The organism is Enterobacter sp. YSU, from assembly GCF_016082135.1.
Taxonomy (GTDB): domain Bacteria; phylum Pseudomonadota; class Gammaproteobacteria; order Enterobacterales; family Enterobacteriaceae; genus Enterobacter; species Enterobacter hormaechei_C.
Window position 1 is genome coordinate 4,500,386 of sequence record NZ_CP059487.1, and the last position, 25,659, is coordinate 4,526,044.

The 25,659-nt window shown below is 54.9% G+C and carries 31 protein-coding genes and 1 other annotated feature; of the genes, 13 read left to right on the plus strand and 18 right to left on the minus strand.

Annotated elements, in window-relative coordinates; all coding sequences use genetic code 11:
• The first annotated feature begins 14 nt into the window (after positions 1 to 14).
• From chuS to H2Z33_RS21580, 4 genes are read left to right on the plus strand one after another with little or no spacing between them, the layout of a single operon-like run.
• Positions 15 to 1,043 (plus strand): hematinate-forming heme oxygenase ChuS, encoded by a 1,029-nt coding sequence (gene chuS / locus H2Z33_RS21565; RefSeq protein ID WP_047638241.1) that lies wholly within the window; start codon positions 15 to 17, stop codon positions 1,041 to 1,043.
• Positions 1,040 to 1,858 carry a heme/hemin ABC transporter substrate-binding protein gene (locus H2Z33_RS21570; RefSeq protein ID WP_032104821.1) on the plus strand — a complete coding sequence of 273 codons (819 nt, stop codon included), beginning with the start codon at positions 1,040 to 1,042 and terminating at the stop codon, positions 1,856 to 1,858. The genes chuS and H2Z33_RS21570 overlap by 4 nt, the downstream gene beginning before the upstream one ends.
• Positions 1,858 to 2,850 (plus strand): FecCD family ABC transporter permease, encoded by a 993-nt coding sequence (locus H2Z33_RS21575; protein WP_063135070.1) that lies wholly within the window; start codon positions 1,858 to 1,860, stop codon positions 2,848 to 2,850. The genes H2Z33_RS21570 and H2Z33_RS21575 overlap by 1 nt, the downstream gene beginning before the upstream one ends.
• Positions 2,843 to 3,622, plus strand: a complete 780-nt coding sequence (locus H2Z33_RS21580; RefSeq protein ID WP_063135069.1) for a heme ABC transporter ATP-binding protein — start codon at positions 2,843 to 2,845, stop codon at positions 3,620 to 3,622. Before H2Z33_RS21575 ends, H2Z33_RS21580 begins: the two co-directional genes overlap by 8 nt.
• On the opposite strand, the gene selO is transcribed toward H2Z33_RS21580, so the two are convergent.
• The 14 genes from selO to thrS all read right to left on the minus strand — a co-directional run bounded on the left by selO (position 3,619) and on the right by thrS (position 16,260).
• Positions 3,619 to 5,061, minus strand: a complete 1,443-nt coding sequence (gene selO, locus H2Z33_RS21585; protein WP_063135068.1) for a protein adenylyltransferase SelO — start codon at positions 5,059 to 5,061, stop codon at positions 3,619 to 3,621. The genes H2Z33_RS21580 and selO overlap by 4 nt on opposite strands.
• Before the next feature lie 61 nt (positions 5,062 to 5,122).
• Positions 5,123 to 5,836 carry an EAL domain-containing protein gene (locus H2Z33_RS21590; protein WP_040117558.1) on the minus strand — a complete coding sequence of 238 codons (714 nt, stop codon included), beginning with the start codon at positions 5,834 to 5,836 and terminating at the stop codon, positions 5,123 to 5,125.
• Between the two features lie 291 nt (positions 5,837 to 6,127).
• Positions 6,128 to 6,592 (minus strand): NlpC/P60 family protein, encoded by a 465-nt coding sequence (locus H2Z33_RS21595; RefSeq protein WP_015570730.1) that lies wholly within the window; start codon positions 6,590 to 6,592, stop codon positions 6,128 to 6,130.
• Between the two features lie 72 nt (positions 6,593 to 6,664).
• Positions 6,665 to 7,420 (minus strand): vitamin B12 ABC transporter ATP-binding protein BtuD, encoded by a 756-nt coding sequence (gene btuD, locus H2Z33_RS21600; RefSeq protein ID WP_032653288.1) that lies wholly within the window; start codon positions 7,418 to 7,420, stop codon positions 6,665 to 6,667.
• Positions 7,420 to 7,971 (minus strand): glutathione peroxidase, encoded by a 552-nt coding sequence (locus H2Z33_RS21605; RefSeq protein ID WP_017384653.1) that lies wholly within the window; start codon positions 7,969 to 7,971, stop codon positions 7,420 to 7,422. The genes btuD and H2Z33_RS21605 overlap by 1 nt, the downstream gene beginning before the upstream one ends.
• Positions 7,972 to 8,004: 33 nt before the next feature.
• The gene (gene btuC, locus H2Z33_RS21610) at positions 8,005 to 8,985 is read right to left on the minus strand and encodes a vitamin B12 ABC transporter permease BtuC (protein ID WP_023303523.1); all 981 of its coding nucleotides are present in this window, start codon (positions 8,983 to 8,985) and stop codon (positions 8,005 to 8,007) included.
• 103 nt (positions 8,986 to 9,088) lie between these two features.
• Positions 9,089 to 9,388 (minus strand): integration host factor subunit alpha, encoded by a 300-nt coding sequence (gene ihfA / locus H2Z33_RS21615; RefSeq protein ID WP_003857805.1) that lies wholly within the window; start codon positions 9,386 to 9,388, stop codon positions 9,089 to 9,091.
• Positions 9,389 to 9,392: 4 nt separating this feature from the next.
• The gene (gene pheT, locus H2Z33_RS21620; RefSeq protein WP_015570734.1) at positions 9,393 to 11,780 is read right to left on the minus strand and encodes a phenylalanine--tRNA ligase subunit beta; all 2,388 of its coding nucleotides are present in this window, start codon (positions 11,778 to 11,780) and stop codon (positions 9,393 to 9,395) included.
• Between the two features lie 15 nt (positions 11,781 to 11,795).
• Positions 11,796 to 12,779: a phenylalanine--tRNA ligase subunit alpha gene (pheS, locus tag H2Z33_RS21625; RefSeq protein ID WP_003857809.1), complete on the minus strand. Its 984-nt coding sequence runs from the start codon at positions 12,777 to 12,779 to the stop codon at positions 11,796 to 11,798.
• A gap of 62 nt (positions 12,780 to 12,841) precedes the next feature.
• Positions 12,842 to 12,966: a sequence feature (Phe leader region), on the minus strand.
• Positions 12,917 to 12,961 carry a pheST operon leader peptide PheM gene (gene pheM, locus H2Z33_RS21630; RefSeq protein WP_001386830.1) on the minus strand — a complete coding sequence of 15 codons (45 nt, stop codon included), beginning with the start codon at positions 12,959 to 12,961 and terminating at the stop codon, positions 12,917 to 12,919. Its footprint overlaps the feature before it by 45 nt.
• A gap of 117 nt (positions 12,967 to 13,083) precedes the next feature.
• The gene (gene rplT, locus H2Z33_RS21635; protein WP_000124850.1) at positions 13,084 to 13,440 is read right to left on the minus strand and encodes a 50S ribosomal protein L20; all 357 of its coding nucleotides are present in this window, start codon (positions 13,438 to 13,440) and stop codon (positions 13,084 to 13,086) included.
• Between the two features lie 50 nt (positions 13,441 to 13,490).
• Positions 13,491 to 13,688, minus strand: coding sequence for a 50S ribosomal protein L35 (gene rpmI / locus H2Z33_RS21640; RefSeq protein ID WP_001124225.1), 198 nt, complete (start codon positions 13,686 to 13,688; stop codon positions 13,491 to 13,493).
• Between the two features lie 97 nt (positions 13,689 to 13,785).
• A complete protein-coding gene (gene infC / locus H2Z33_RS21645; RefSeq protein ID WP_023616141.1) occupies positions 13,786 to 14,328 on the minus strand; it encodes a translation initiation factor IF-3 in 543 nt (180 codons plus the stop codon).
• A 3-nt stretch (positions 14,329 to 14,331) separates the two neighbouring features.
• Positions 14,332 to 16,260 (minus strand): threonine--tRNA ligase, encoded by a 1,929-nt coding sequence (gene thrS / locus H2Z33_RS21650; RefSeq protein ID WP_003857814.1) that lies wholly within the window; start codon positions 16,258 to 16,260, stop codon positions 14,332 to 14,334.
• Positions 16,261 to 16,581: 321 nt separating this feature from the next.
• Between thrS and yncL the strand changes: the two genes are divergently transcribed.
• Together yncL and yniD are read left to right on the plus strand one after the other, a co-directional pair.
• Positions 16,582 to 16,674, plus strand: coding sequence for a stress response membrane protein YncL (yncL, locus tag H2Z33_RS21655; protein WP_074133792.1), 93 nt, complete (start codon positions 16,582 to 16,584; stop codon positions 16,672 to 16,674).
• 98 nt (positions 16,675 to 16,772) lie between these two features.
• Positions 16,773 to 16,880: a small membrane protein YniD gene (gene yniD, locus H2Z33_RS21660; protein WP_003857815.1), complete on the plus strand. Its 108-nt coding sequence runs from the start codon at positions 16,773 to 16,775 to the stop codon at positions 16,878 to 16,880.
• A 149-nt stretch (positions 16,881 to 17,029) separates the two neighbouring features.
• Here yniD and H2Z33_RS21665 read toward each other — a convergent pair whose 3' ends face one another.
• Together H2Z33_RS21665 and H2Z33_RS21670 are read right to left on the minus strand one after the other, a co-directional pair.
• A complete protein-coding gene (locus H2Z33_RS21665; RefSeq protein ID WP_045334061.1) occupies positions 17,030 to 17,263 on the minus strand; it encodes a hypothetical protein in 234 nt (77 codons plus the stop codon).
• A gap of 263 nt (positions 17,264 to 17,526) precedes the next feature.
• Complete coding sequence (locus H2Z33_RS21670; RefSeq protein WP_026080717.1) at positions 17,527 to 18,285, minus strand: YdiY family protein; 759 nt, start codon at positions 18,283 to 18,285, stop codon at positions 17,527 to 17,529.
• Positions 18,286 to 18,581: 296 nt separating this feature from the next.
• On the opposite strand from H2Z33_RS21670, the gene pfkB reads away from it, so the two are divergent.
• From pfkB to H2Z33_RS21685, 3 genes are all read left to right on the plus strand, one after another.
• A complete protein-coding gene (gene pfkB, locus H2Z33_RS21675) occupies positions 18,582 to 19,514 on the plus strand; it encodes a 6-phosphofructokinase II (RefSeq protein WP_017693589.1) in 933 nt (310 codons plus the stop codon).
• A gap of 91 nt (positions 19,515 to 19,605) precedes the next feature.
• On the plus strand, positions 19,606 to 19,896 hold the full coding sequence (ghoS, locus tag H2Z33_RS21680) for a type V toxin-antitoxin system endoribonuclease antitoxin GhoS (RefSeq protein WP_003857822.1): 291 nt from the start codon (positions 19,606 to 19,608) through the stop codon (positions 19,894 to 19,896).
• A gap of 105 nt (positions 19,897 to 20,001) precedes the next feature.
• On the plus strand, positions 20,002 to 20,862 hold the full coding sequence (locus tag H2Z33_RS21685) for a fructosamine kinase family protein (RefSeq protein ID WP_015570740.1): 861 nt from the start codon (positions 20,002 to 20,004) through the stop codon (positions 20,860 to 20,862).
• Positions 20,863 to 20,898: 36 nt separating this feature from the next.
• Here the strand turns inward: H2Z33_RS21685 and H2Z33_RS21690 are convergent, their stop codons facing one another.
• On the minus strand, positions 20,899 to 21,435 hold the full coding sequence (locus H2Z33_RS21690; RefSeq protein WP_015570741.1) for a YniB family protein: 537 nt from the start codon (positions 21,433 to 21,435) through the stop codon (positions 20,899 to 20,901).
• Positions 21,436 to 21,576: 141 nt separating this feature from the next.
• On the opposite strand from H2Z33_RS21690, the gene hxpB reads away from it, so the two are divergent.
• The 4 genes from hxpB (at position 21,577) to tcyP (ending at position 25,343) form a co-directional block, all read left to right on the plus strand.
• Positions 21,577 to 22,248 carry a hexitol phosphatase HxpB gene (gene hxpB, locus H2Z33_RS21695; RefSeq protein ID WP_003857825.1) on the plus strand — a complete coding sequence of 224 codons (672 nt, stop codon included), beginning with the start codon at positions 21,577 to 21,579 and terminating at the stop codon, positions 22,246 to 22,248.
• Between the two features lie 128 nt (positions 22,249 to 22,376).
• Complete coding sequence (kduD, locus tag H2Z33_RS21700) at positions 22,377 to 23,138, plus strand: 2-dehydro-3-deoxy-D-gluconate 5-dehydrogenase KduD (protein WP_063135168.1); 762 nt, start codon at positions 22,377 to 22,379, stop codon at positions 23,136 to 23,138.
• A gap of 95 nt (positions 23,139 to 23,233) precedes the next feature.
• The gene (locus tag H2Z33_RS21705; protein ID WP_015570742.1) at positions 23,234 to 23,824 is read left to right on the plus strand and encodes a metal-dependent hydrolase; all 591 of its coding nucleotides are present in this window, start codon (positions 23,234 to 23,236) and stop codon (positions 23,822 to 23,824) included.
• 127 nt (positions 23,825 to 23,951) lie between these two features.
• Positions 23,952 to 25,343: a cystine/sulfocysteine:cation symporter gene (tcyP, locus tag H2Z33_RS21710; RefSeq protein ID WP_015570743.1), complete on the plus strand. Its 1,392-nt coding sequence runs from the start codon at positions 23,952 to 23,954 to the stop codon at positions 25,341 to 25,343.
• Positions 25,344 to 25,391: 48 nt separating this feature from the next.
• Here tcyP and cedA read toward each other — a convergent pair whose 3' ends face one another.
• Positions 25,392 to 25,646 (minus strand): cell division activator CedA, encoded by a 255-nt coding sequence (gene cedA / locus H2Z33_RS21715; protein WP_071524159.1) that lies wholly within the window; start codon positions 25,644 to 25,646, stop codon positions 25,392 to 25,394.
• Between the last annotated feature and the right edge of the window lie 13 nt (positions 25,647 to 25,659).

The window sequence follows — 25,659 nt, forward strand, 5'->3', positions numbered from 1 at the left end:
AGAAGGATAAGATTATGGGTCACTACACACGCTGGCTTGAGCTTAAAGAAGAACATCCGGGTAAGTATGCCCGTGATATCGCCGGATTAATGCACATCAGCGAAGCAGAGCTGGCATTTGCGCGCGTTGGACACGACGCCTGGCGGCTGCGCGGTGAAATCCGTGAGATTCTGGCAGCGCTGGAGTCGGTGGGGGAAACCAAATGCATCTGCCGTAACGAATACGCCGTTCACGAACAGGTCGGGGCGTTTACTAACCAGCACCTCGGCGGCCACGCCGGACTGGTGCTGAATCCGCGCGCGCTGGATCTGCGTTTGTTCCTCAACCAGTGGGCGAGCGCGTTTCACATAAGTGAAACGACCTCCCGCGGCGAACGTCAGAGCATTCAGTTCTTCGATCATCAGGGCGACGCTTTACTGAAGGTCTACACCACGGATCACACCGACGTTGCCGCCTGGGGCGACGTGCTGACCCGTTTTATCATTGCCGATAACCCCACTCTGGCACTGAAGGCTGTCGATGCCCCTGCGCATTCCGACGGTGCTGATGCAGGCTCGGTGGAGAAAGAGTGGCGCGCCATGACCGATGTGCATCAGTTCTTTAGCTTACTGAAGCGCCATAACCTGAACCGCCAGCAGGCGTTTCGTCTGGTGAGTGACGATCTGGCCTGTAAGGTGGATAACAGCGCGCTGGCACAGCTGCTGGAGACGGCGCGACAAGACGGAAACGAAATCATGATCTTCGTCGGCAACCGCGGCTGCGTGCAGATCTTCACCGGTGTGGTGGAAAAACTGACGCCCATGAAGGGCTGGCTGAACATCTTCAACCCAACCTTTACCCTGCATCTGCTGGAGGAGACTATCGCCGAGACGTGGGTAACGCGCAAGCCTACGGCGGACGGACACGTTACCAGCCTGGAGCTGTTTGCTGCGGACGGAACTCAGATCGCCCAGCTCTACGGGCAGCGTACCGAAGGCGAGCCTGAGCAGAGCCAGTGGCGCCGCCAGATTGACGCCCTGACGCCAGAAGGGCTGGCCGCATGAAAAACTGGTTCGCCCTGCTCTGCGCCCTGCCGCTGGTCGCCGTCGCCGCGCCGGAGAGAATTGTCGCCCTCGGCGGCGACGTGACGGAGATCGTCTACGCCCTCGGCGCGGAGTCTTCTCTGGTTGCGCGCGACAGTACCAGCCAGTGGCCGCAGGCGACAAACGCGCTGCCTGACGTGGGGTATCTTCGCCAGCTGAATGCGGAGGGGATTTTGTCCGTACGCCCGACGCTGGTGCTGGCAAGCGACCAGGCGCAGCCCTCTCTGGCGCTGAAACAGGTTGAACAGAGCCACGTCCGGGTGGTTACCGTTCCCGGCACGCCTGACCTGCGCGCGATTGACGAAAAAGTACGGGTGATAGCTCAGGCGACGCATCATGAGGCGCAAGGGGAAACCCTGCGCAACTCGCTGCGTCAGGCGCTGGCGGCACTGCCCTCAACACCGCTCAACAAGCGGGTGCTGTTTATCCTCAGCCACGGCGGAATGACCGCAATGGCGGCCGGGCAACAGACCGGCGCGGATGCGGCAATACGCGCCGCCGGGTTGCAGAACGCCATGCAGGGCTTTACCCGCTATCAGCCGCTTTCCCAGGAGGGGGTGATGGCCAGCCAGCCGGATCTGGTGGTGATTTCGCAGGACGGCCTTAACGCGCTGGGCGGCGAAGAAAATCTGTGGAAACTGCCCGGTCTGGCGCAAACGCCAGCGGGACGAAGCAAGCAGATGCTGGCTATTGATGATATGGCCCTGCTGGGCTTCAGCGTCCGCACGCCGAAAGCCATACAACAGCTGCGTGCCAGAGCGGAGCAATTGCCCTGATGTCCCGGCGCATCACGTTATCGTTATGGCTTCTGGCGGGGTTGCTTACCGTCATGACGTTCATGGCCACCGGTTTTGGGGCTTTACACCTGCCGGTGAACGTGCTGTGGAGCGGCAGCGATGAGACGCTACGCCAGATCTGGCTTACCATCCGTCTGCCCCGCGTGCTGCTGGCGCTGGTGATTGGCGGGTCGCTGGCGCTCGCCGGCTGCGTCATGCAGGGGCTGTTCCGCAATCCACTGGCCGACCCGGGCCTGCTCGGGATCAGCAGCGGTGCGGCGCTGGCCGTCGCCCTGTGGGTGGTGCTCCCGCTCTCGCTGCCCGCGCTGGTGATGCTTTACGCCCCTATGCTGGCGGCATTTCTTGGGGCGCTGGCAGCCACTGGCGTGATCTTCCTGCTCAGCAAGCAGCGTGACCCCTCTCTGTCACGTCTGTTGCTGGTGGGTATCGCCATCAATGCCCTGTGCGGTGCGGCAGTGGGTGTGCTTTCGTGGGTCAGCAATGACGCCCAGCTGCGTCAGCTTTCACTCTGGGGAATGGGAAGTCTTGGTCAGGCACAGTGGTCAACGCTGCTCGCCGTGACCTCGCTGATGGTGCCTGCCGTTCTGACGATCTGGCGTTGTGCCAGCGCATTAAATTTACTGCAACTGGGTGAGGAGGAAGCGCATTACCTTGGCGTGGACGTTGCCCTTGTACAGCGAATATTACTGTTATGCAGCGCCCTGCTGGTCGCTGCGGCTGTCGCCGTCAGCGGCGTGATTGGCTTTGTCGGACTCGTGGTGCCGCACCTGATGCGCATGTGGCTGGGCGCCGATCACCGGGCAACCCTCCCCGGCACGGTACTCGCGGGCGCTTTACTGCTGCTGGTGGCGGATACGGTCGCGCGCACCCTGGTCGCTCCGGCAGAAATGCCGGTCGGCCTGCTCACCAGTATCCTTGGTGCTCCCTGGTTCTTATGGCTCATTTTTCGTCGTGGAGAACAGCATGGCTGAACGTTATACGGCTGAAAATCTTACTTTTACCCGATCTGGCCGCACGCTGACAGATAACGTTTCGCTGTCACTGTCGCAGGGAGAGCTGGTTACATTGATCGGCCCCAACGGCGCGGGGAAATCCACGCTGCTGCGGCTGCTGACCGGCTACCTGAAACCCCACAGCGGCGGCTGTTCGCTGGCGGGAAAAGCGCTGGATGAATGGCATCCGCAGACGCTGTCCCGCTATCGGGCAGTGATGCGCCAGCAGTCTCAGCCTGGATTTGACTGGCAGGTGGAGGAGATCGTTGGCATGGGGCGTGCGCCCTGGACGCGTCACCCGGAACCGTCGATTGTGCGTGAGGTGTTGCAGCTGACCGGTTGCCTGCCGCTGGCCGGCAGGCGTTATCATGCCCTCTCCGGCGGCGAGCAGCAGCGCGTCCAGCTCGCCCGCGCGCTGGCGCAGCTGTGGCGTGACGGAACGCCGCGCGGCTGGCTGTTTCTCGACGAACCCACTTCAGCGCTGGATCTCTACCACCAGCAGCATCTGCTGCGCCTGTTGAAATCGCTGACCCGTCAGGGCCATCTTCACGCCTGCGTGGTGCTGCACGATCTCAATCTTGCCGCATTATGGTCGGACCGGATCCTGCTGTTACACAACGGCAGGATTGTTTCTCAGGGCATACCGGAGACGGTTTTGCAGGCCGACGCGCTGGCACACTGGTACGGTGCGCAGGTGCACGTCGGCAGACATCCGGCGCACGCCGCACCGCAGGTTTTTCTCGCCCCTTAGCTTGAGCAGCTCACTTCCAGCCGCTTGCCCCAGTCCGGCGGGCGGCTGACATAGTCATCCTCCCGGTCGGCAAACGGCGTGCGCAGGGCGATATGCAGCCGATGCAGCTCGGTATAATCCCCCTGCTCTGCCTGCTCAATGGCCCGCTGCGCCAGCCAGTTGCGCAACACCATCGCCGGGTTAACCGCCTTCATCCGCGCCTGGCGGGTATCGTCATCAATCTGTTCCTGCTGTAAACGCGTCCGGTAAACGGCAAACCAGTCATCAAACGCCTGACGATCGATGAACTCGTCGCGCAGCGGTGACGCGGCGCTCTGCTGCGCGGTCTGGCTCAGCATACGGAAGGTTCGGGTATAGTCGCTGCCTTCACGCGCCATGATGGCAAACAGCCCATTCAACAGCGCGTTATCGCCTTTTTCCTGCGTCATCAGCCCCAGCTTGTTGCGCATTAACACACCATATTCCCGCAGCAGGATCTCCTGATAGCTGTCCAGCGCATCGTTCAGGGCATCGACGTCGATAAACGGCGACAGGCTTTGCGCAAGCCGCTGAAGGTTCCACAGCCCCACCGCAGGCTGGTTGTCGAAACGGTAACGCCCCTGATAGTCCGAATGGTTACAGATGTAACCCGGCTGATAGTCATCAAGGAAGCCGTACGGACCGTAGTCAAACGTCAGCCCTAACAGGGACATGTTGTCGGTATTCATCACCCCGTGGGCAAAGCCGACGGCCTGCCAGCGGGCAATCATTGCGGCAGTGCGCGCGACAATATCACGGAACCAGAGAACATAGCGGTCCGGCTCGTTTTGCAGGTGCGGCCAGTGACGGCGAAGGGCGTAATCGGCAAGCTGGCGGACCTTATCCGGCTCGCGGCGATAGTAGAAGTGTTCAAAATGACCGAAACGCAGATGGCTTTCCGCCACGCGGATCAGCATCGCCCCCTGCTCCATCGTTTCCCGGGCCACCGGCGTGTCGCTGGTGACAATGGACAGCGCGCGTGAGGTGGGGATCCCCAGGGCATGCATCGCCTCGGAAGCCAGACCTTCACGGATGGTTGAACGCAGCACCGCGCGGCCATCCCCCATGCGTGAGTACGGGGTTAGCCCTGCCCCTTTCAGGTGCCAGTCGAGCGTTTCGCCATTCGGCAGAAGTTGTTCACCCAGCAGGATGCCGCGGCCATCGCCGAGCTGTCCGGCCCAGACGCCAAACTGATGTCCGCTGTAGACCTGAGCCAGCGGCTTCATGCCCGGGAGCAGCGTTTCGCCGCCCCAGACGCCGGCGCCTTTTTCTGGCTGAAAAAGCGTCGCAGGGATGCCAAGCGAATCTGCTAATGCATCGTTATGCCAGATAAGACGCGCGTTCTGTAAAGGCGTTGGCTTAAGCGCGGTGTAAAAGCCGGGTAATTCATCGTGCCAGTGAGCAGTAAAAGACAGGGTCATAAGTCCTCCTGCTTTAAGTGTAGAGGGTTTCCCTGGACGTAAACACGGGCGAAGAAAGGGGTTATTGCTGAACGAGAGTCGTGACCCGCTCTGCCGGGACGGCAGGCCACAGGCTTCCCTGCATTGCACCGAAATTGAAGGGCAGCACGCGTTCTAAGATGCCGTGATCGTCAATTCCCGAGACCATGACCGACTGACAATGCGGCGCGATCTGCCAGAGAATGGCGCGCATAAAAGGCTCAAACGAGAGTGCCGACGCGCGCTGCTGGATAAAGTTTTTATCCAGAATCACCCGTTTGAACAGACCATCATAAACCGGTTTAAGGGAAGATGCCCCTGCACCAAAGTTAGCCAGTACTAAGGGGAAATGGATCGCCATTCTTGCCAGACAGGGATCGTCTTTCCCGTTATTTAAACCTGGATAGTTCTCATTAACAGTAAACTCAAGAAACGGATAACGCTCGAGGATTGAAACAGCGTTCTCATTAGTTAATAAAAACTCAACAATTGCAGGTGTAATATTGATCCATGCAATTAACTGATGCTGAATAAAAAATAGCTTACAGGTATCGAGTAATTGCAGTTCCTCCTGAAACAGCGCTAATTCATCTTCCTGAGAAAGATGTGGGATAACCAGTTCAGTCGGGATCCGTACGTCCGCACCCACGCCAGTAAAGTTAACCAAAATCTCTAAACCTTTAAGCAAACCTGCACTATCACGCGCCGGAAGGAGTAAAAGTTCAGACTGGTAAGCATTATCTAGCGTAATAATCATCGCGCTTGTCCTGCATTAAAGATGAGAGAGAACATCCTGGAGCAATTGCAGGCACAATTCCACTGTCTTGATTTTAATAAGATTAATTTCATTCTTTCCGTATTAATTTTCAGATTTTTCCCTGAATCTAAATTAATTTTATCCTGGTTATTGAATAATAGCCAGTTTTAGATAAAACAGGCACATGCGGACATAAATAATTGGGCAAAAATTTAACTTTAATCAACCCGCAAGAAAAGCCTGACGTCTATTTCACCGCCAGGCCCTCCGCACTGCATTTTTATGCAGCGGTTAAATACGTCTGGCCTGCCAGAAATTTTTACGCCAGTAAACATTATCCAGAGAGGAGCGCATCACGCCACGGCTGGTCGAGGCATGAATGAACTGATTATCGGTATCATAGATGCCGACATGAAGGCCGCTTTCACCGGAGCCCGTTTTAAAAAAGACCAGATCGCCGGGCAGGAGCTCGTCTTTATCAATTTCAGTACCAATTTTCGCCTGCATACGCGTTTCACGCGGAAGCTGGAGGTCAAATTTATCGCGGAAGGTCATCAGCACGAATCCCGAGCAATCCACCCCGCCCCGGCTCATGCCGCCGTAGCGATAAGGTGTGCCGCGCCAGTTGCTAAGCTGATCGTTCAGGCTGGCAATGACCGTAATGGAATCGGAAAGCCGTGGGTTGGGCGGAGGTGCACGATGGCTGCTGCATCCTGCAAGAAAGAGCGCCGCAACAAGGAGAAACCAGAATCGCATTTCAGACGAATCCTCTGCTTTTTTTGTTCTTTCGGTAATTTAGCGTGCATCTATGCAGCTGTGCAAGAAAGGTTATTCCTGCGCCGTGGAAATGAGCATCTTGTGGCCTTCAATATCCAGCCTCCGGAACGACATGTGGTAAGCGCTCGCAAGATTGGCGGCCGTCAGCACGCTGTCGCGCGTTCCGCTGGCAATCAGCTTGCCACGCGCCAGCAACCACACCCGATGCGCGTGGCGCAACGTATGGTTCAAATCATGGCTGCTCATCACAATGGCAATCCCCTTGCGACACAGCGCGCTGAGTAGGGTATCCAGCGCTGCCTGTTGGGCAACGTCCAGCCCGCTCATCGGCTCGTCCAGCAGCAGCAACCGCCCGTGAGGATTTCCCGCCGGATGGATCTGAAGGATGACGGCGGCCAGACGCACGCGCTGCCACTCGCCGCCGGAAAGCTGATTTGCCTGCCGGGTAAGCTTGTCGTCTAACCCGAGTGCCGCAGCAACCTCGTTGAGCAATCCCACCTGATTTTTGTCAGGCAGATGCAGCGTCAGGTAGTGCCAGACGGGCATCGCAAAGGGCGGAACCTGCTGCTGAACCAGATAGCTTCGACGGGAGGCAAGTGTAGCGGGTAGCCAGTCGACGAGCGATTGCCCGAGGAAGGTAATCTCCCCTTCCCCGCTGGTCAGCCCCGCCATACGCGCCAGCAGCGTGCTTTTTCCGGCGCCGTTTGGCCCAACCAGGTGAAGGATTTCACCTGCGTTGACTGCGGCAGTCACAGGCTCAAGACGTCCCTTCCCGGCAACGTCCGTGAGCTGCATCAGCAGCGTCATTATTTCGCCAGCGCCAGCTTGATTGATTCCATCACGATAGGATCTTCAGGCGTCATGTCAGGCGAAAAACGCTGCACGACCTCACCGTCACGGCCAATCAGGAATTTTTCGAAGTTCCACAGAATATCGTCCGGATAGAGCGGCGCGCGGCCTTTACTTGCCATACGCTCATAGAAACCACTCTCTTCAGGCGCAACGGCGGTCGGCGCCGCGGCCACCAGTTTGGCATACAGCGGATGACGATTTTCACCGTTCACGTCAATTTTGCTGAACATCGGGAACGTCACGCCATAGGTTGTGCTGCAAAAGGTCTTAATCTCCTCTTCGCTACCCGGCTCCTGGCCCAGGAACTGGTTGCACGGGAAGCCGAGTACGGTAAAGCCGTCTTTTTCCCAGGCTTTATGAATGTTTTCCAGCTGTTCATACTGCGGCGTAAGGCCACATTTCGACGCCACGTTCACGATGAGCAGCACCTTGCCCTTGTAACCTTCCAGCGTGGTTTTCTCGCCGTCAATGGTCGTCACTTCGGTATTCAGAATATCAGACTGCATAGCATTCCCTCAGGTTGACTTACTGGTTGTGTTTTAACGTCCAGCTTTTAATAGTAGCCAGATAAAGACCGGCGCGCCCAGCGTTGCGGTCACCACGCCTATGGGCAACTCAGCGGCCGTCAGGGCGAGCCGGGCGATGATATCGGCAATCAGCAGCGTTGCCGCCCCGGCAACCGCCGAGGCCGGGAGCAGGGTTCGGTGGTCCGTAATGCCGCACAGGCGCAGCATATGCGGGATCACCAGCCCAATAAAGCCAATCGCCCCCGCCAGCGCCACGCTTACGCCTACCATCCAGCCAATGGCGATAACCAGCACGTTGCGCCAGAATCCAATCGGCATCCCGAGCTGGCGAGCAGACGTTTCGCCCAGCGCGAGAATATTAAGAGGCTGCGCCTGGAACGCCGTCCACAGGATGACCGGGATCAGGAGCACCATCAGCCACCCCTGACGCCAGTCAACACCCCCAAATCCCCCCATCATCCAGTACATTAACTGGCGCAGATCGAAGGAGGTGGAGAAGTAGACGGCCCAGGTCATCAGCGCACTACAGATGATCCCCAACGCTACCCCGGCAAGCAGCAGCCGACTGGTGGATAAGTGGCGGCGGGCAAAGCGCAGAAGGATAAGGGTTATCAACAGCGCGCCAAGGATGGCGCTGAGGCTAATCCCCCAGCCGGAGAGCTCGCCTCCCCCCAGCATCACGGCGGCGATAAGCCCGACGCCTGCGCCATTCGAGACCCCGAGAAGCCCGGGTTCCGCCAGAGGGTTTTCAAATAATGCCTGCATGATCGTGCCGCATAGCGCCAGCGCAGCGCCGACTAAAAGGACAGCCAACGTCCGCGGCAGGCGGATCTGCCAGACAAAGAGCTGTCCTTCAGGCGTAAACCAGCTTTCCGGCCCCAGCCACCGATCGCCCGCACACAGGCTGACGGTGGTGGCGACAATCAACAGCACCCCGAGCAGACACAGGCGGCGAAGATCGGAGCGGTGCTGGCGGCGGGCAAGATCAAGCATAGACGATAGGTTATCCGGTCGAGATATCATTGATTTTACGGCGGGTTTAGCAAATAGCGCAAAGAAAAAAGGCCGCGTGAGCGGCCTTTTTAGTTAGTTCATATTACTCTGCTTTGGGCGTTGCGTTTTCGACACGGCTTTTTAACTTCTGTCCGGGTCTGAAGGTCACCACGCGGCGGGCTGTAATGGGAATATCTTCCCCCGTCTTCGGGTTACGGCCCGGACGTTGGTTTTTGTCTCGCAAATCAAAATTGCCAAAACCGGAGAGTTTAACCTGCTCACCATTTTCCAGAGCACGACGGATCTCTTCGAAAAACAGCTCTACCAGCTCTTTGGCATCCCGTTTGCTAAGCCCAAGCTTATCAAACAGATATTCTGACATTTCAGCTTTTGTAAGCGCCATAGGTTCAATCCCTCAATGATGCCTGGAATCGCTCTTTTAATGCCTCTACACATTTGGCGACGGTAGCGGCAATCTCCTCTTCTTCGAGTGTACGGCTGGTATCCTGAAGGATAAGGCTAATAGCGAGGCTCTTGAAACCTTCTGCTACGCCCTTGCCGCGGTACACGTCAAATAAGTTTACGCCAACTACCTGATTTACGCCAACTTTCTTACATTCGGCCAAAATATCTGCTGCGGGCACATTTTCAGCGACCACAACCGCGATATCACGGCGGTTTGCCGGGAAGCGGGAGACGTCCTGCGCCTGAGGAATGACGCGGTCTGCAACCGGGTTCCACTCCAGTTCGAATACGATGGTACGGCCATTCAGATCCAGCTTACGTTCCAGTTCCGGGTGAACAACCCCAATGAAACCAACACGTTTGCCGTCTAAATAGATCGCCGCACTCTGACCCGGATGCAGGGCTGGAATCGCTTCTGCGCGGAATTCAATTTCGGATAATTTACCGGTCAGATCGAGAATCGCTTCCAGATCGCCCTTCATATCGTAGAAATCAACCGTCCCTTTTGCCAGGTCCCAGTGCTCTTCAAAGCGGTTACCGCTGATGGCGCCGGCCAGCATGAGATCCTGACGGATGCCTAAATTCGCCTGAGTATCCGGTACAAAGCGCAAACCGCTTTCGAAAATACGCACGCGGTTTTGCTGACGGTTCTGGTTATAAACGATAGTACCCAGCAGTCCCGTCCACAGGGACAGACGCATCGCTGACATCTCGCTGGAAATCGGGCTTGGCAGGATCAGCGCTTCCTGACCCGGGTGGATCAGCTGTTGCAGCTTAGGATCAACGAAGCTGTAGGTGATCACTTCCTGGTAGCCTTTGTCGTTCAGCATGGTTTTCACACGCTTCAGAGACAGATCGGCCTCGCGATGGCTGCCCATCACCAGACCCGCCTGCACCGGCTCGTCAGGGATGTTGTTGTAGCCGTAAACGCGGGCCACTTCTTCCACCAGATCTTCCTCGATCTCCATGTCAAAACGCCAGGACGGCGCAACGGCTTTCCACTCGTCCTGACCCTCAGTAACTTCGCAGCCCAGACGCGTCAGAATGTCGGTCACCTGCGCATCGGCAACGTGGTGACCAATCAGACGATCCAGTTTGCTGCGGCGCAGGGTAATGGTCGCACGCTTCGGCAGCGTCGCTTCGTTGGTCACATCGATAACCGGACCCGCTTCGCCGCCGCAGATGTCGATCAGCAGGCGAGTCGCACGCTCCATCGCTTTGTATTGCAGCGCAGGATCCACGCCACGCTCGTAGCGGTGAGAAGCATCAGTGTGCAGACCGTGACGGCGTGCGCGGCCGGTGATGGAGAGCGGGCTGAAGAACGCGCATTCCAGCAGGACGTTTTGCGTCTCGTCGTTGACGCCAGAGTGCTCGCCGCCGAAGATCCCGCCCATCGCCAGCGCTTTGTTGTGATCGGCAATCACCAGGGTGTCAGCGTTCAGTTTCGCTTCGCTGCCGTCCAGCAGAACCAGGGTTTCGCCCTCTTTCGCCATGCGCACGACGATCCCACCTTCGATACGATCTTTATCAAAGGCGTGCATTGGCTGGCCCAGCTCCAGCAGAACATAGTTGGTGACGTCGACGACCGCATCGATAGAACGGATACCGCAGCGACGCAGTTTCTCTTTCATCCACAGCGGGGTTGGCGCTTTAACGTTAATACCTTTCACCACACGACCGAGGTAGCGTGGGCAGGCCTCAGGCGCGTCTACCTGTATCGGCAGCACGTCACTGATGGTTGCCTCAACCGGAGCGATCTCCGGCACGTTCAGTTCAGTCTGGTTGAGCACGGCCACGTCGCGGGCCACACCGATGATGCCTAAACAGTCAGCACGGTTTGGCGTTACGCTGATTTCGATGGTGTTGTCATCAAGCTTCAGGTATTCGCGGATATCCGTACCAACTGGCGCATCCTGCGGCAGTTCAATAATGCCGGAGTGATCGTCGGAAATACCCAGTTCGGAGAAGGAGCACAGCATGCCTTCAGACGGCTCACCGCGCAGCTTAGCCGCTTTGATTTTGAAATCGCCCGGCAGCACCGCACCGACGGTCGCCACGGCCACTTTCAGGCCCTGACGGCAGTTTGGCGCACCGCAGACGATATCCAGCAGACGGTCACCGCCCACATTGACTTTTGTTACGCGCAGTTTGTCAGCGTTAGGGTGCTGACCGCATTCAACCACTTCGCCCACGACCACGCCGGTGAAGGCGCCAGAAACCGGCTCTACACCGTCAACTTCCAGACCCGCCATGGTGATCTGGTTGGAAAGCGCGTCGCTGTCCAGCGTGGTGTTCACCCATTCGCGTAACCACAGTTCACTGAATTTCATTGTTCTGTCCTGCCCTTATTTAAACTGTTTGAGGAAACGCAGATCGTTTTCGAAGAACGCACGTAAATCGGTTACGCCGTAGCGCAGCATTGTCAGACGCTCCATACCCATACCGAACGCAAAGCCGGAATACACTTCCGGATCGATACCCACGTTGCGCAGCACGTTTGGATGCACCATGCCGCAGCCCAGCACTTCCAGCCATTTGCCGTTTTTACCCATCACGTCAACTTCCGCAGACGGTTCGGTGAACGGGAAGTAGGACGGGCGGAAGCGAACCTGCAAATCTTCCTCAAAGAAGTTGTTCAGGAAATCGTGCAGCGTGCCTTTCAGGTTCGTAAAGCTGATGTTTTTATCAACAATCAGACCTTCCATCTGGTGGAACATTGGGGTGTGGGTCTGATCGTAGTCGTTACGGTATACGCGACCCGGCGCGATGATGCGGATTGGCGGCTCCTGCTCCTTCATGGTACGGATCTGAACGCCGGAAGTCTGAGTACGCAGCAGACGGGTAGCGTCAAACCAGAAAGTGTCGTGGTCAGCACGTGCCGGATGATGGCCAGGAATGTTCAGGGCATCGAAGTTGTGGTAATCATCTTCAATTTCCGGGCCAGTCGCCACGGTAAAGCCGAGCTCACCGAAGAAACTTTCAATACGATCGATAGTACGAGTCACCGGATGCAGACCGCCATTTTCAATACGACGACCCGGCAGAGAAACGTCAATCGTTTCTGCCGCCAGACGCGCATTCAGTACTGCGCTTTCCAGCTCGGCTTTACGCGCGTTCAGCGCCTGCTGTACCTGCTCTTTGGCTTCGTTAATCACTGCACCGGCTGCCGGGCGCTCCTCTGCTGGCAGTTCACGCAGGGTAGTCATCTGAAGGGTCAAATGCCCTTTCTTGCCCAGATATTCGACGCGGACATTGTCTAACGCGGCAACATCTGAGGCCTGGTTAATGGCGGCCGTTGCACTGGCAACCAGCTCTGCGAGATGTGACATGGTTTTCCTCATTATGTCGGTGCAGACACCGAATTGTTGGACGTATTCTCTTAACTTCAGGCACAAAAAAAGCCTCCATCGGGAGGCTTATCTGGCGCTGTTTTTCGTTTCATCTTTCACGCGCTAGCCTCCTGAAGTCAGGTGCTAAAGTAAAAGAAGAAGCGGAAAATAGCAGCATTCATGCTTGCGTTACCTTGTAGGGTAAAAACCGTTAAGACCTTATTGAAAAGCCTGCACGGATAAATGTCAATCTTCTGATGGTGTTAAATGAAAAGAGGAGGCAAAGCCCCCTCTCTCAACTGGCTTATGCCAGTGCTGCTTTCGCTTTTTCGACCAGAGCGGTGAACGCTACTTTGTCGAATACTGCGATGTCAGCCAGGATCTTACGGTCGATTTCAACAGAGGCTTTTTTCAGGCCGTTGATGAATTTGCTGTAAGAAATACCGTTCTGACGTGCTGCTGCGTTGATACGCGCAATCCACAGTTGACGGAACTGACGCTTACGCTGACGACGGTCACGGTAAGCGTACTGACCTGCTTTGATAACAGCCTGGAAGGCAACGCGGTATACGCGTGAACGCGCACCGTAGTAGCCTTTAGCTTGTTTCAAAATTTTCTTGTGACGTGCACGTGCAATTACACCACGTTTTACGCGAGCCATGTGTGCTCTCCTGTATCTATTCTAAGTTAAAAAAGTTAAACGTTAACGACTTATGCGTACGGCAGGCACGCGATGACCAGGCCCAGATCGCCTTTAGAAACCATGGCTTTTGGACGCAGGTGACGTTTACGCTTGGTAGCTTTCTTAGTCAGAATGTGACGCAGGTTAGCGTGCTTGTGCTTAAAACCACCTTTACCGGTTTTTTTGAAGCGCTTAGCAGCACCGCGTACGGTCTTAATTTTTGGCATTTTAATAACTTCCACTTCGCATTGTTAAATAAACGAAACATAGGCGAACAAAACCTATGGGGCCCGAAGGCTCCACAGATTTTGCTGCTTGAAGGCCTTACTGTTTCTTCTTAGGAGCGAGCACCATGATCATCTGGCGGCCTTCGATCTTCGTAGGGAAGGATTCGACTACTGCCAGTTCACTCAGATCGTCACGGACGCGGTTAAGCACTTCCATACCAATCTGTTGGTGGGCCATCTCACGACCGCGGAAACGCAGCGTGATCTTGGCCTTATCGCCATCTTCCAGAAAGCGAATCAGGCTGCGGAGTTTTACCTGATAATCGCCATCGTCGGTACCAGGACGGAATTTAATTTCCTTAACCTGGATAACTTTTTGCTTCTTCTTCTGTTCCTTAGAAGACTTACTCTTTTCATAAAGGAACTTGCCGTAGTCCATGATACGACAAACTGGCGGTTCGGCGTTAGGGCTGATTTCAACTAAATCTACTCCAGCTTCTTCAGCCTTTTCGATCGCTTCTCTCAGACTCACAATCCCCAGCTGCTCGCCTTCCAGACCTGTTAAGCGAACTTCCTGGGCGCGAATCTCGCCATTGATACGATTCGGACGTGCCGTTTGAACTCGTTTTCCGCCTTTAATACCTTATTCCTCCAGTTGTTGAAGACTGCGGCTGCGAATCTCTTGTTGCAGCTTCTCAATCACTTCACTTACGTCCAGGCTCCCCAGGTCTTTACCACGGCGGGTGCGAACGGCAACTTTGCCTGCTTCCACCTCTTTATCACCACAGACCAACATATACGGGACACGACGTAAAGTGTGCTCGCGGATTTTAAAGCCAATCTTCTCATTTCTCAAGTCTGCTTTTACGCGAATGCCCGCATTTTGTAGTTTCTGCGTCAATTCTTTAACGTAATCCGCCTGAGAATCGGTAATGTTCATCACCACTACCTGCACTGGCGCAAGCCAGGTTGGGAAGAAGCCCGCGAACTCTTCGGTCAGGATGCCGATGAAGCGCTCCAGTGAACCGAGAATCGCACGGTGAATCATAACCGGCACCTGACGCTCGTTGTCTTCGCCAACATAAGAGGCGCTTAAACGCTGCGGCAGGGAGAAGTCCAGCTGTACCGTTCCGCACTGCCATGCGCGATCGAGGCAGTCATACAGGGTAAATTCAATTTTCGGACCGTAGAATGCGCCCTCGCCCAGCTGGTATTCGAACGGAATACCGTTCTCTTCCAGCGCTACGGCAAGATCCGCCTCTGCGCGATCCCATGTCTCATCGCTGCCGATACGTTTTTCCGGACGCGTTGAGAGTTTGACCACGATCTTCTCGAAGCCAAAGGTGCTGTACATATCGTAGACCATACGAATACAGGCGTTAACTTCTTCACGGACCTGATCTTCAGTACAGAAGATATGCGCATCATCCTGAGTAAAGCCACGAACACGCATCAGACCGTGCAGCGCACCTGATGGCTCGTTACGGTGGCAGCTACCGAACTCCGCCATACGCAGCGGCAGATCGCGGTAGGATTTCAGACCCTGGTTGAAGATCTGAACGTGGCCCGGGCAGTTCATTGGCTTGATGCAGTATTCACGGTTCTCAGACGAAGTGGTGAACATCGCATCTTTGTAGTTGTCCCAGTGGCCGGTTTTTTCCCACAGCACACGGTCCATCATGAACGGGCCTTTCACTTCCTGGTACTGGTACTCTTTCAGCTTGGAGCGCACGAACGTTTCCAGTTCACGGAAGATAGTCCAGCCGTCGTTATGCCAGAACACCATCCCCGGCGCTTCTTCCTGCATATGATACAGGTCAAGCTGCTTACCGATTTTACGGTGGTCACGCTTAGCCGCCTCTTCCAGGCGTTGCAGGTACGCGTTCAGGGCCTTCTTATCGGCCCACGCGGTACCATAAATACGCTGCAACATTTTGTTGTTGCTGTCGCCACGCCAGTAAGCGCCTGCGATTTTCATCAGTTTGAAGTGATGACAGAAGCGCATGTTCGGCACGTGCGGTCCACGGCACATGTCGACGTATTCCTGGTGATGGTACAAGCCAGGCTTGTCATCATGAGCGATGTTTTCATCAAGAATCGAGACTTTGTAGCTCTCGCCGCGCTTCACGAAGGTTTCACGCGCTTCGTGCCAGCTGACTTTCTTCTTAATGACGTCATAGTTGGTTTCGGCGAGCTCGTGCATTCGTTTCTCGAGCGCGTCGATATCTTCCTGAGTCAGGGTGTGGTCAAGGTCAACGTCGTAGTAGAAACCGTTGTCGATAACCGGGCCGATCGCCATTTTGGTGTTTGGCCAGAGCTGCTTAATAGCATGGCCTAACAGGTGCGCACAGGAGTGACGAATGATCTCCAGACCTTCTTCGTCTTTCGCGGTGATGATCGCAAGCGTTGCATCGCTTTCAATCAGATCGGACGCGTCTACCAGCTCACCGTTTACGCGACCTGCGATGGTTGCTTTTGCAAGTCCAGGGCCGATATCCAGGGCAACATCCATTGGGCTAACAGCATGGTCGAAATGGCGTTGGCTGCCATCAGGAAGAGTAATTACAGGCATTTTATATCCTTATTTGCAGTGATGCCCCACACATAAGAGCATATACAAAGAAAATAATCGTGATTAAACAGTAGATTACGAAACCATCTGACCAACAATCGTCAAATTGGTTCGTCATCATGCACCTGCCGATTCAGATAAATGCGAATTTACGGCAAGCAGGGTAATGGTAACACTATTGAAAGGGCGAATGCACCTTCTGCGACCGTTTGAACCGTTCATCCTTTTGTCTGCGTTCATGAACTTTTGCTGACGGAGGCTCGCAATCCGAAAGTGCTGAGCTATTCTTGACTTGGTCCTTAAACATCGAAGGGGTATCACATGAATGTATCCAGCAGAACCGTTGTGATATTGAATCTACTTTCCGCTGCTTTCCTGGTATTGATTCTGGCTGACAGATTCCATTGGTTTTAAGCCGAACCGGTGTTCCGGCATAACCTGTTGTCCAGGGTTGAGCGCTTTCTGGCGCAGATTTTGGTAGACTAAGGGTATCAACTGACAAGGATTAGGTTATGCCAACAAAAAGATTTGCCGTGAAGCACTGGAAAATGGTCGTGGTGTTAATTGCTATTTGCGGCGCGATGTTGCTGCTGCGCTGGGCCGCAATGATCTGGGGCTAATATTTTGTCAGCGAAAACGTGCCGTGAATTTACTGAATAAATCTTAACTATCTTTACGATAATTTATGGTCCAAAACCGGTACGTCATAATCCGGTTTTCGACAGGCTGTGACAGCGTATATATTCCGTCACACGTGGCAGTTGAAATATCAGGACCACTCACCCGCCACCAGCTTGTCTACATCAAATGCATCATTCATTGACTGGCCGGTAGACTGAGAGCCAGGGGCAATGTTGGAGCCTGCTTCTACATCCGAGGCTTTAGCGATCCCGATTGGGCTGTTAACGTCACTGGCAGGTTGCGTCATATTATCAGCAGCAAATACGCCAAATGAAAGTGCGGAAAGCACCATCGCTGCTGTAGCGGTTTTGATTTTTTTCATAATTTTATTCTCATACTTATTTAATGCGATATGCCTGAGGCGAGTTTTTCGCCTGTGTCGTAAGTGTAGATCTGGATCACATTCTTGCCTAGTCAAATTATTTATCAATTCGTGTCAAATAAACTGAATAAGCCCTGGTCGGCTAATTATGGAGAAATTATGAAGATGAAACCAGACCCATTATTTTAAAACGCCGTTTAATATAAATAAGCACAGTTTCAGAAAATAAAAAACGGGCCGAGAATAATCCCGGCCCGACGATATTACATTTTATAACCTAAAGAAATCGTGGTTCGGCGATCGGTATGTTCCGGCGCAGAATCAGGTGGGGATGAGTTCCAGGTTACGTTGTACGCCACCTTGAGTCCAAAGTGTTCGTTGATGGCCACATTCAACGCACTTTCTGAGTTCAGCGTTGTATCTTCAGCACCAAACACCGACACACCCTGGGTGAATTTTGCGTTGTCCGTCATCTGCCATGCATAGGTGCCCGATGCATAACCCAGCGGCTGGGTTTCATCTTCGCCGTTGGTGTACTCGTCGTAACGGACACCCGGACCGAATTCAAAACGCAGGCTGTGCACCGGCCCATTGAGGAACTGACGACCATAACCCGCAGTTACGACATCACGCTGGCGATAGCCGTTGTAGCGGTCAGTCAGCCAACTCGCCTGCCCGAACAGGTAGTCATAATCGGTCATGTTGTATCGGCTACGTCCGCCTACCGCGTATTTCTCCGATGAGCGTTGATCGTTAGCAGAGGTGTTGCTGGCATTTCCCCACAGCGACCAGGCCGTGGTGTTGCCGTACCAGGTCAGGGTGCTGTCTGCGGTCAGGGAGGAGCTTTTCGTATTACCGGATTGCGCCAGATACCCGGCATTCACGTTACCTTCAAAGGGTTTTTTGGCAGTGGAGGGATCGTCCATGACAGTAAAAACGGTATCATCGGCGGTTGCATTCAGTGACGCAAATACGCCACCCGCCAGCATCAGTGCTGCGGGTACTGTCTTCAAAAGCTTCATTTTATTTAAGGAGTCCGTACAACATAAAAAGAGACCGTCACGGTCTCGGAAACTTTCTTGCGGATCAATGACAAGGCGACCATAGAAAGGTAACAAATTATAAAAAGCCGCAAATAACATAGCAATATTTTCTTCTTTCATTTTTTGAATAAGAACGATCCCAAAACGTGTTTTATTTTATATGCCCGGCGCAGGTTATTTGTCAGCATTCATATTTAAAATCATACTGTTATTTACGTTGCCTTCCTGCCAAACGGTGCCAGGCTTAAAAGAACCCATGATAAAAGGAGGTCATGATGGCTTCGATTTATACGCTGACACTTTCCCCTTCCCTCGACTCCGCGACCATGACGCCGCAAATCTACCCGGAAGGTAAGCTGCGCTGTAGCGCGCCGGTGTTTGAGCCGGGCGGCGGCGGCATCAACGTGGCGCGCGCTATTACCCATCTCGGCGGAAAAGCCACCGCCATCTTCCCCGCTGGCGGCGCCACGGGAGAACATCTGGTTGCGTTGCTGGCAGATGAACAGGTGGCCGTAGACACCGTCGATGCTAAAGACTGGACCCGGCAGAACCTGCATGTCCATGTTGAATCCAGCGGCGAGCAATATCGTTTTGTGATGCCGGGGGCGAAATTGAGCGATGATGAGTTTCGTCAACTGGAAGAGAAAGTGCTGACCATTGAAAGCGGCTCATTACTGGTGATCAGCGGTAGCCTGCCGCCGGGCGTCAAAACAGAAAAACTGACGGCGCTGGTTCAGGCGGCGCTCCAGCGCGGCATCCGCTGCATTGTCGATAGCTCGGGCGAAGCCCTGAAGGCGGCGTTAGAACCCGGACAACTTGAACTCGTTAAACCTAACCAGAAAGAGCTCAGCGCCCTGGTTAATCGAGAACTCAGCCAGCCTGACGACGTGCGTACTGCCGCAGAAGAGCTGGTACGTACGGGCAAAGCGCATCGCGTTGTGGTTTCTCTCGGTCCTCAGGGTGCGCTGGCCGTCGACAAGACGGGCTTTGTGCAGGTTGTGCCACCGCCGATGAAAAGCCAGAGCACCGTGGGCGCCGGTGACAGTATGGTTGGCGCGATGGTGCTGAAGCTGGCGCAGGGCGCTTCGCTTCTGGAGATGGCACGCTATGGCGTCGCGGCAGGGAGTGCAGCCACCATAAACCAGGGAACGCGTCTGTGTTCGCTTGCGGATACCCAGAAAATTGTCGATTACCTGGCGAGAAGCTGAACCTGCTTCCCCTTCCCATGGAGGGGGAAGTCGCTAAACAGGGCATATCGACTATGCTAAGAAAACTTTCAGGATAACAACGAGGTGAATTATGAGCAGTGGTGATATCACCCGCTACGTCGTAACCGTGAATATTCATGAGGCGTCGCTGACCGAACTGAATGAACTCAACAACGCGTTCACGCGCGCCAATTTTCTGCTCACACTGACGGACGATGAGGGCAATATTCACGATCTCGGCTCACTGGCATTTGGCCTGATAAGCCCGCTGAGTCAGGAAGAGGTGAAGGCGCTGGCCAGTAGTCTGGTGGAAAGCGTGACTGACAAAGCCACGGAAATTGATGTGGATAGCTGGGAAAACTGGCATAAAAAAGAACAATAAGTGCCCTGTACAAAATTAAACCGCTCAGTTGTGCGTTAGTTCCTGTTTTTTTATAGCCGTTTTGCGCTAACTTTATGATCTGGCAGACAACATGGGAGAGACATCATGTGGCAGGCTATCAGTCATCTTTTAAGTGAGCAGCTGGGTGAAGGTGAAATTGAACTGCGTAACGAACTGCCAGGCGGAGAGATCCATGCCGCATGGCATTTACGTTACGCCGGGCGCGATCTTTTCGTTAAGTGTGATGAGCGTGAATTGCTCCCCATTTTTACTGCCGAAGCCGATCAGCTTGAGCTGTTATCGCGCAGTAAAACAGTCACCGTTCCGCAGGTATTAGCCGTCGGCAGCGATCGTGACTATAGCTTTCTGGTGATGAACTATCTTCCCGCGCGCCCTCTGGATGCGCACAACGCCTTTATTCTCGGGCAACAGATCGCCCGTTTGCACCAGTGGAGCGATCAACCTCAGTTCGGGCTCGATTTTGATAACGACCTCTCCACTACCCCACAGCCAAACGCATGGCAGCGCCGTTGGTCGACCTTTTTCGCCGAGCAGCGCATCGGCTGGCAGCTGGAGCTGGCCGCTGAAAAGGGATTAGCGTTCGGCAACATCGACGCGATTGTTGAACACATTCAGCAGCGTCTGGCTTCGCATCAGCCTCAGGCTTCCCTTCTGCACGGAGATTTATGGTCAAACAACTGTGCACTTGGGCCTGATGGTCCCTATATATTTGACCCGGCCTGCTACTGGGGCGACAGAGAATGTGACCTCGCAATGCTGCCGTTGCACCCTGAACAACCGCCGCAAATTTATGATGGCTATCAGTCTGTTTCGCCGTTACCTGCGGGTTTCCTTGACCGTCAGCCGGTTTATCAGCTGTACACCTTGATAAACCGGGCTATTTTGTTTGGCGGGAGTCATCTGGTGAATGCCCAGCGGGCGCTGGACCGCATTCTGGCGGCATAGCGAGAGGGGGCGGCTTCACGCCCCTTCCCTTAGGATTTACAGGAAGCCAAGCAGCGTAAAGAAGAAATACCCGGCCACAATGATAATGACCGGCAGGATGTAGAGCGGGAAAAACTGCACAAAAATGGTATGCCGCGGAACGACAATGCGCGATTCGATCTGCTCGCGGCTCATCCCGTCAGGGCCTTTCGCCTTCTCAAGGATCAGCTGGTCTTCCACCCCTTCGCGCAAAAAGCGGGTCTGGCGACTCATGCGCGCGCCGGAAGCCTGCAACGCCATCGCGATAAATATCAACGCATAGATTATCCAGAAACCGACATTCAGCTGGTGGTGAAAATCCGGCGTGGGCGAGTTGAACCAGAAGACGTTCAGGAACGGGGTGTTAAACCGCATCATCTCAATCATGACGTGCGCAAAATCAAGCATGACGGCATTGATGCCCGGCTGTTTTTCGCTGTGATCGTACATAAATTTGAGTACGGAGATCAGCGTTGAAATCAGGGCGGGAATGAAAATAACCCAACCAGCAATACGTTTTAAGACCGCGATGCGTCCAGCTTGTTGATACGTCATTAGTTCCTCTTCATAAAGACGCGTTATTTGTGCCTAAGTCTACCTGCTGTCGGTCATTTTCGCCCGCTCTTTGAATGCAATATGCTAAATTGCTTGTGCTTAGCACCGTTTGTCTTACCCCCAAGATAAGGAGATGTTGTAATGTCGACCCCGCGCCAGATACTTGCCGCTATTTTTGACATGGATGGATTGCTGATTGATTCCGAACCCCTGTGGGATCGGGCTGAACTGGACGTGATGGCCAGCCTCGGCGTCGATATCAGTCGTCGTAACGAGCTTCCCGATACCCTGGGGCTGCGCATCGATATGGTGGTTGACCTCTGGTATGCCCACCAGCCATGGGTTGGCCCGGATCGCGACGAAGTAACGGCGCGCATTATCAACCGCGCTATCTCCCTCGTAGAAGAGTATAAGCCGCTGTTACCGGGCGTACGCGACGCTATCGCCCTGTGCAAGGCGCAAGGGCTGAAAGTGGGGCTGGCCTCCGCCTCACCGCTGCATATGCTGGAAAAAGTGCTGACGATGTTCGGGCTGCGCGACAGCTTCGACGCGCTGGCCTCGGCCGAAAAGCTTCCTTACAGCAAGCCACATCCGCAGGTGTATATGGACTGCGCCGCGAAACTGGGGCTGGATCCACTTACCTGTGTGGCGCTGGAAGATTCGGTTAACGGCATGGTGGCGTCCAAAGCCGCACGTATGCGCTCCATCGTTGTGCCGGCTGAAGAAGGCCGACACGATCCCCGTTTTGCCCTCGCGGACGTCAGGCTGACGTCTCTTGAAGAATTGACTGCCCGCCATCTGCGCGGGGAGTAACGCTCTTTCAGGCAGCTTCGGCTGCCTGCATCGCCAAATCAAAACAACGTTTTACTTTATTTGCTTTTCTCATTCCAGACTCCTATTCTTACGTGCAGAATGACAATAACCTGACTTCTGAGGCGCGTATGATACTGGATGCTTTTACTCTGGCAGGAAAAGTGGCGATGGTGACCGGGTGCGATACCGGTCTGGGGCAAGGTATGGCCATTGCCCTCGCCCAGGCAGGATGCGATATCGTGGGGGTTAACCGCAAGGTTCCTGACGAAACGGCAGCGCGCGTTACGGCGCTGGAACGACGCTTTATCGCGATTCGCGCCGATCTTGGCAAGCAGGAGAGTATTCAGAGCGTGGTGGATACCGCAGTCGCTGAGATGGGCCGCATCGATATTCTGGTTAACAATGCCGGCACCATCCGCCGTGCCGATGCGCTGGAATTTAGCGAGAAGGACTGGGACGAGGTCATCGATCTCAATCTGAAATCGGTCTTTTTCCTCTCTCAGGCAGTGGCGAAACAGTTTATCGCGCAGGGTCAGGGCGGCAAGATTATTAACATTGCCTCCATGCTCTCCTTCCAGGGCGGCATCCGGGTGCCCTCCTATACGGCGTCCAAAAGCGGCGTGCTGGGCCTCACCCGCCTGCTGGCGAACGAATGGGCAACGCTGGGCATTAATGTGAATGCTATTGCGCCGGGTTACATGGCGACCAATAACACCCGGCAGCTTCGCGATGATGAGCAGCGCAGCCAGGCGATCCTCGACCGTATTCCGGCGGGTCGCTGGGGTCTGCCGGAGGATTTACAGGGTCCGGTGGTGTTCCTGGCCTCATCGGCCTCTGATTACGTTAACGGTCATACCCTCGCCGTAGACGGTGGCTGGCTGGCGCGCTAACCGTGCGTTTGTGACAAAGAGTTACACCGTCACCTCTTTCACACACTGTATAAAAACCCTATACTGTATGAATCGACAGTTTACCGGGTTTTATCATGACGGCGGAAGGCCACCTGCTTTTTTCACTTGCCTGTGCAGTGTTTGCCAAAAACGCTGAACTGACCCCTGTGCTGGCACAGGGGGACTGGTGGCATATTGTCCCTTCCGCCGTGCTGACCTGCCTCCTGCCGGACATAGATCATCCAAAGTCATTCCTTGGCCAGCGGCTGAAGTGGATTTCAAAACCCATCGCCAGAGCCTTTGGTCATCGCGGGTTTACCCACAGCCTGCTGGCCGTATTCGGCCTGCTTACACTCTTCTATTTGAAGGTTCCGGAGAGCTGGATCGTCCCGGCGGATGCCATTCAGGGCATGGTGCTCGGCTACTTAAGCCATATCCTCGCCGATATGCTGACGCCAGCGGGTGTACCGCTGCTCTGGCCCTGCCGCTGGCGTTTCCGTCTGCCAATCCTCGTGCCGCAAAAAGGCAACCAGCTGGAGCGCGTTCTGTGTATGGCGCTGTTTGCGTATGCCGTGTGGATGCCGCAGACATTGCCCGAAAATGGTGCAGTGCGCTGGTCATCGCAAATGATCAACTCGCTACAATTTCAGTTCAATCGTTTTATTAATCACCAGATTGAACATTAAACCGACAATATAATCACTTTTGTCATAAACCATTCCATATGGATATAAGCGCGACATCACACTTCTGATAACCTTGCGCCAACAGGTTCGGTAAAAACCGACCGTATAATAAATCAGGAGAACGGGGATGAATTTTCCACTCATCGCGAACATTGTTGTGTTCGTCGTATTGCTATTGCTTCTCGCCCAGGCTCGCCACAAACAGTGGAGTCTGGCGAAAAAGGTACTGGTCGGTCTGGTCATGGGCGTGGTGTTTGGCCTGGCCTTACACGCCATTTACGGCTCCGATAGCCCGGTACTGAAAGATTCTATTCAGTGGTTCAACATTGTCGGTAACGGCTATGTACAGCTGCTGCAAATGATCGTTATGCCGCTGGTATTCGCCTCTATTCTGAGCGCCGTAGCCCGCCTGCATAATGCCTCTCAACTGGGTAAAATCAGTTTCCTGACCATTGGTACCCTGCTCTTCACCACGCTGATTGCGGCGCTGGTGGGTGTGCTGGTAACCAATCTGTTTGGCCTGACTGCTGAAGGTCTGGTGCAGGGTAGCGCTGAAACCGCGCGTCTGACGGCGATTGAGACCAACTACGTGGGTAAAGTGGCCGATCTGACCGTTCCGCAGATGGTGCTCTCCTTCATTCCGAAGAACCCGTTCGCTGACCTGACCGGTGCAAGCCCAACCTCCATTATCAGCGTGGTGATCTTCGCGGCATTCCTGGGCGTGGCTGCGCTCAAGCTGCTGAAGGACGATGCGCCGAAAGGCGAGCGCGTTCTGACGGCCATCGATACCTTGCAAAGCTGGGTGATGAAGCTGGTGCGTCTGGTCATGCAGCTGACGCCGTACGGTGTCCTGGCGCTGATGACCAAAGTCGTGGCAGGCTCTAACCTGCAAGACATCATCAAGCTTGGCAGCTTTGTGATCGCCTCTTATCTGGGGCTGGGCATTATGTTTGTGGTGCACGGTATCCTGCTGGGCGTGAACGGCGTTAGCCCGCTGAAATATTTCCGCAAAGTCTGGCCGGTGCTGACCTTCGCCTTCACCAGCCGTTCCAGCGCGGCATCCATCCCGCTGAACGTGGAAGCACAGACCCGTCGTCTGGGCGTACCGGAGTCTATCGCCAGCTTCTCGGCCTCCTTTGGCGCCACCATCGGGCAGAACGGCTGTGCGGGTCTCTACCCGGCGATGCTGGCCGTGATGGTTGCCCCAACCGTGGGGATTAACCCGCTGGATCCGGTCTGGATTGCGACGCTGGTGGGTATCGTGACCATTAGCTCCGCCGGTGTTGCGGGCGTGGGCGGCGGCGCGACCTTCGCTGCGCTGATCGTTCTGCCTGCGCTGGGACTGCCGGTGACGCTGGTTGCCCTGCTGATCTCTGTTGAACCGCTGATCGATATGGGGCGTACCGCCCTGAACGTGAGTGGCTCAATGACCGCCGGTACCCTGACCAGCCAGTGGCTGAAGCAGACCGACAAAACGATTCTCGACAGTGAAGAAGATGCGGAACTGGCCCATCGTTAATCACGGCTGAAATAAAAAAACCGCCTGCGGGCGGTTTTTTTATGGCTGTTATTCTTCAACCTCTTCATCCTGGCGGGTCTGCACAGCCCATCGCTGCGCCGATTCCGGCACCGTAAACGCAGGGGAGCGACGGAAGTGCTCGCCAATCAGCACGAAGGCAACGTATTTACCCCGTAACATCCAGACATCGCGAAAACCATCCACTTTCAGGGCATGGTCAGGCGGCGCGGGTTCAACGCGGGGCACATAGCTAATAACCTGGCGGTTTTGTTGACGAAGAGGTTTCATAAGCGACGGGTTCACTAAAGCAAATTCT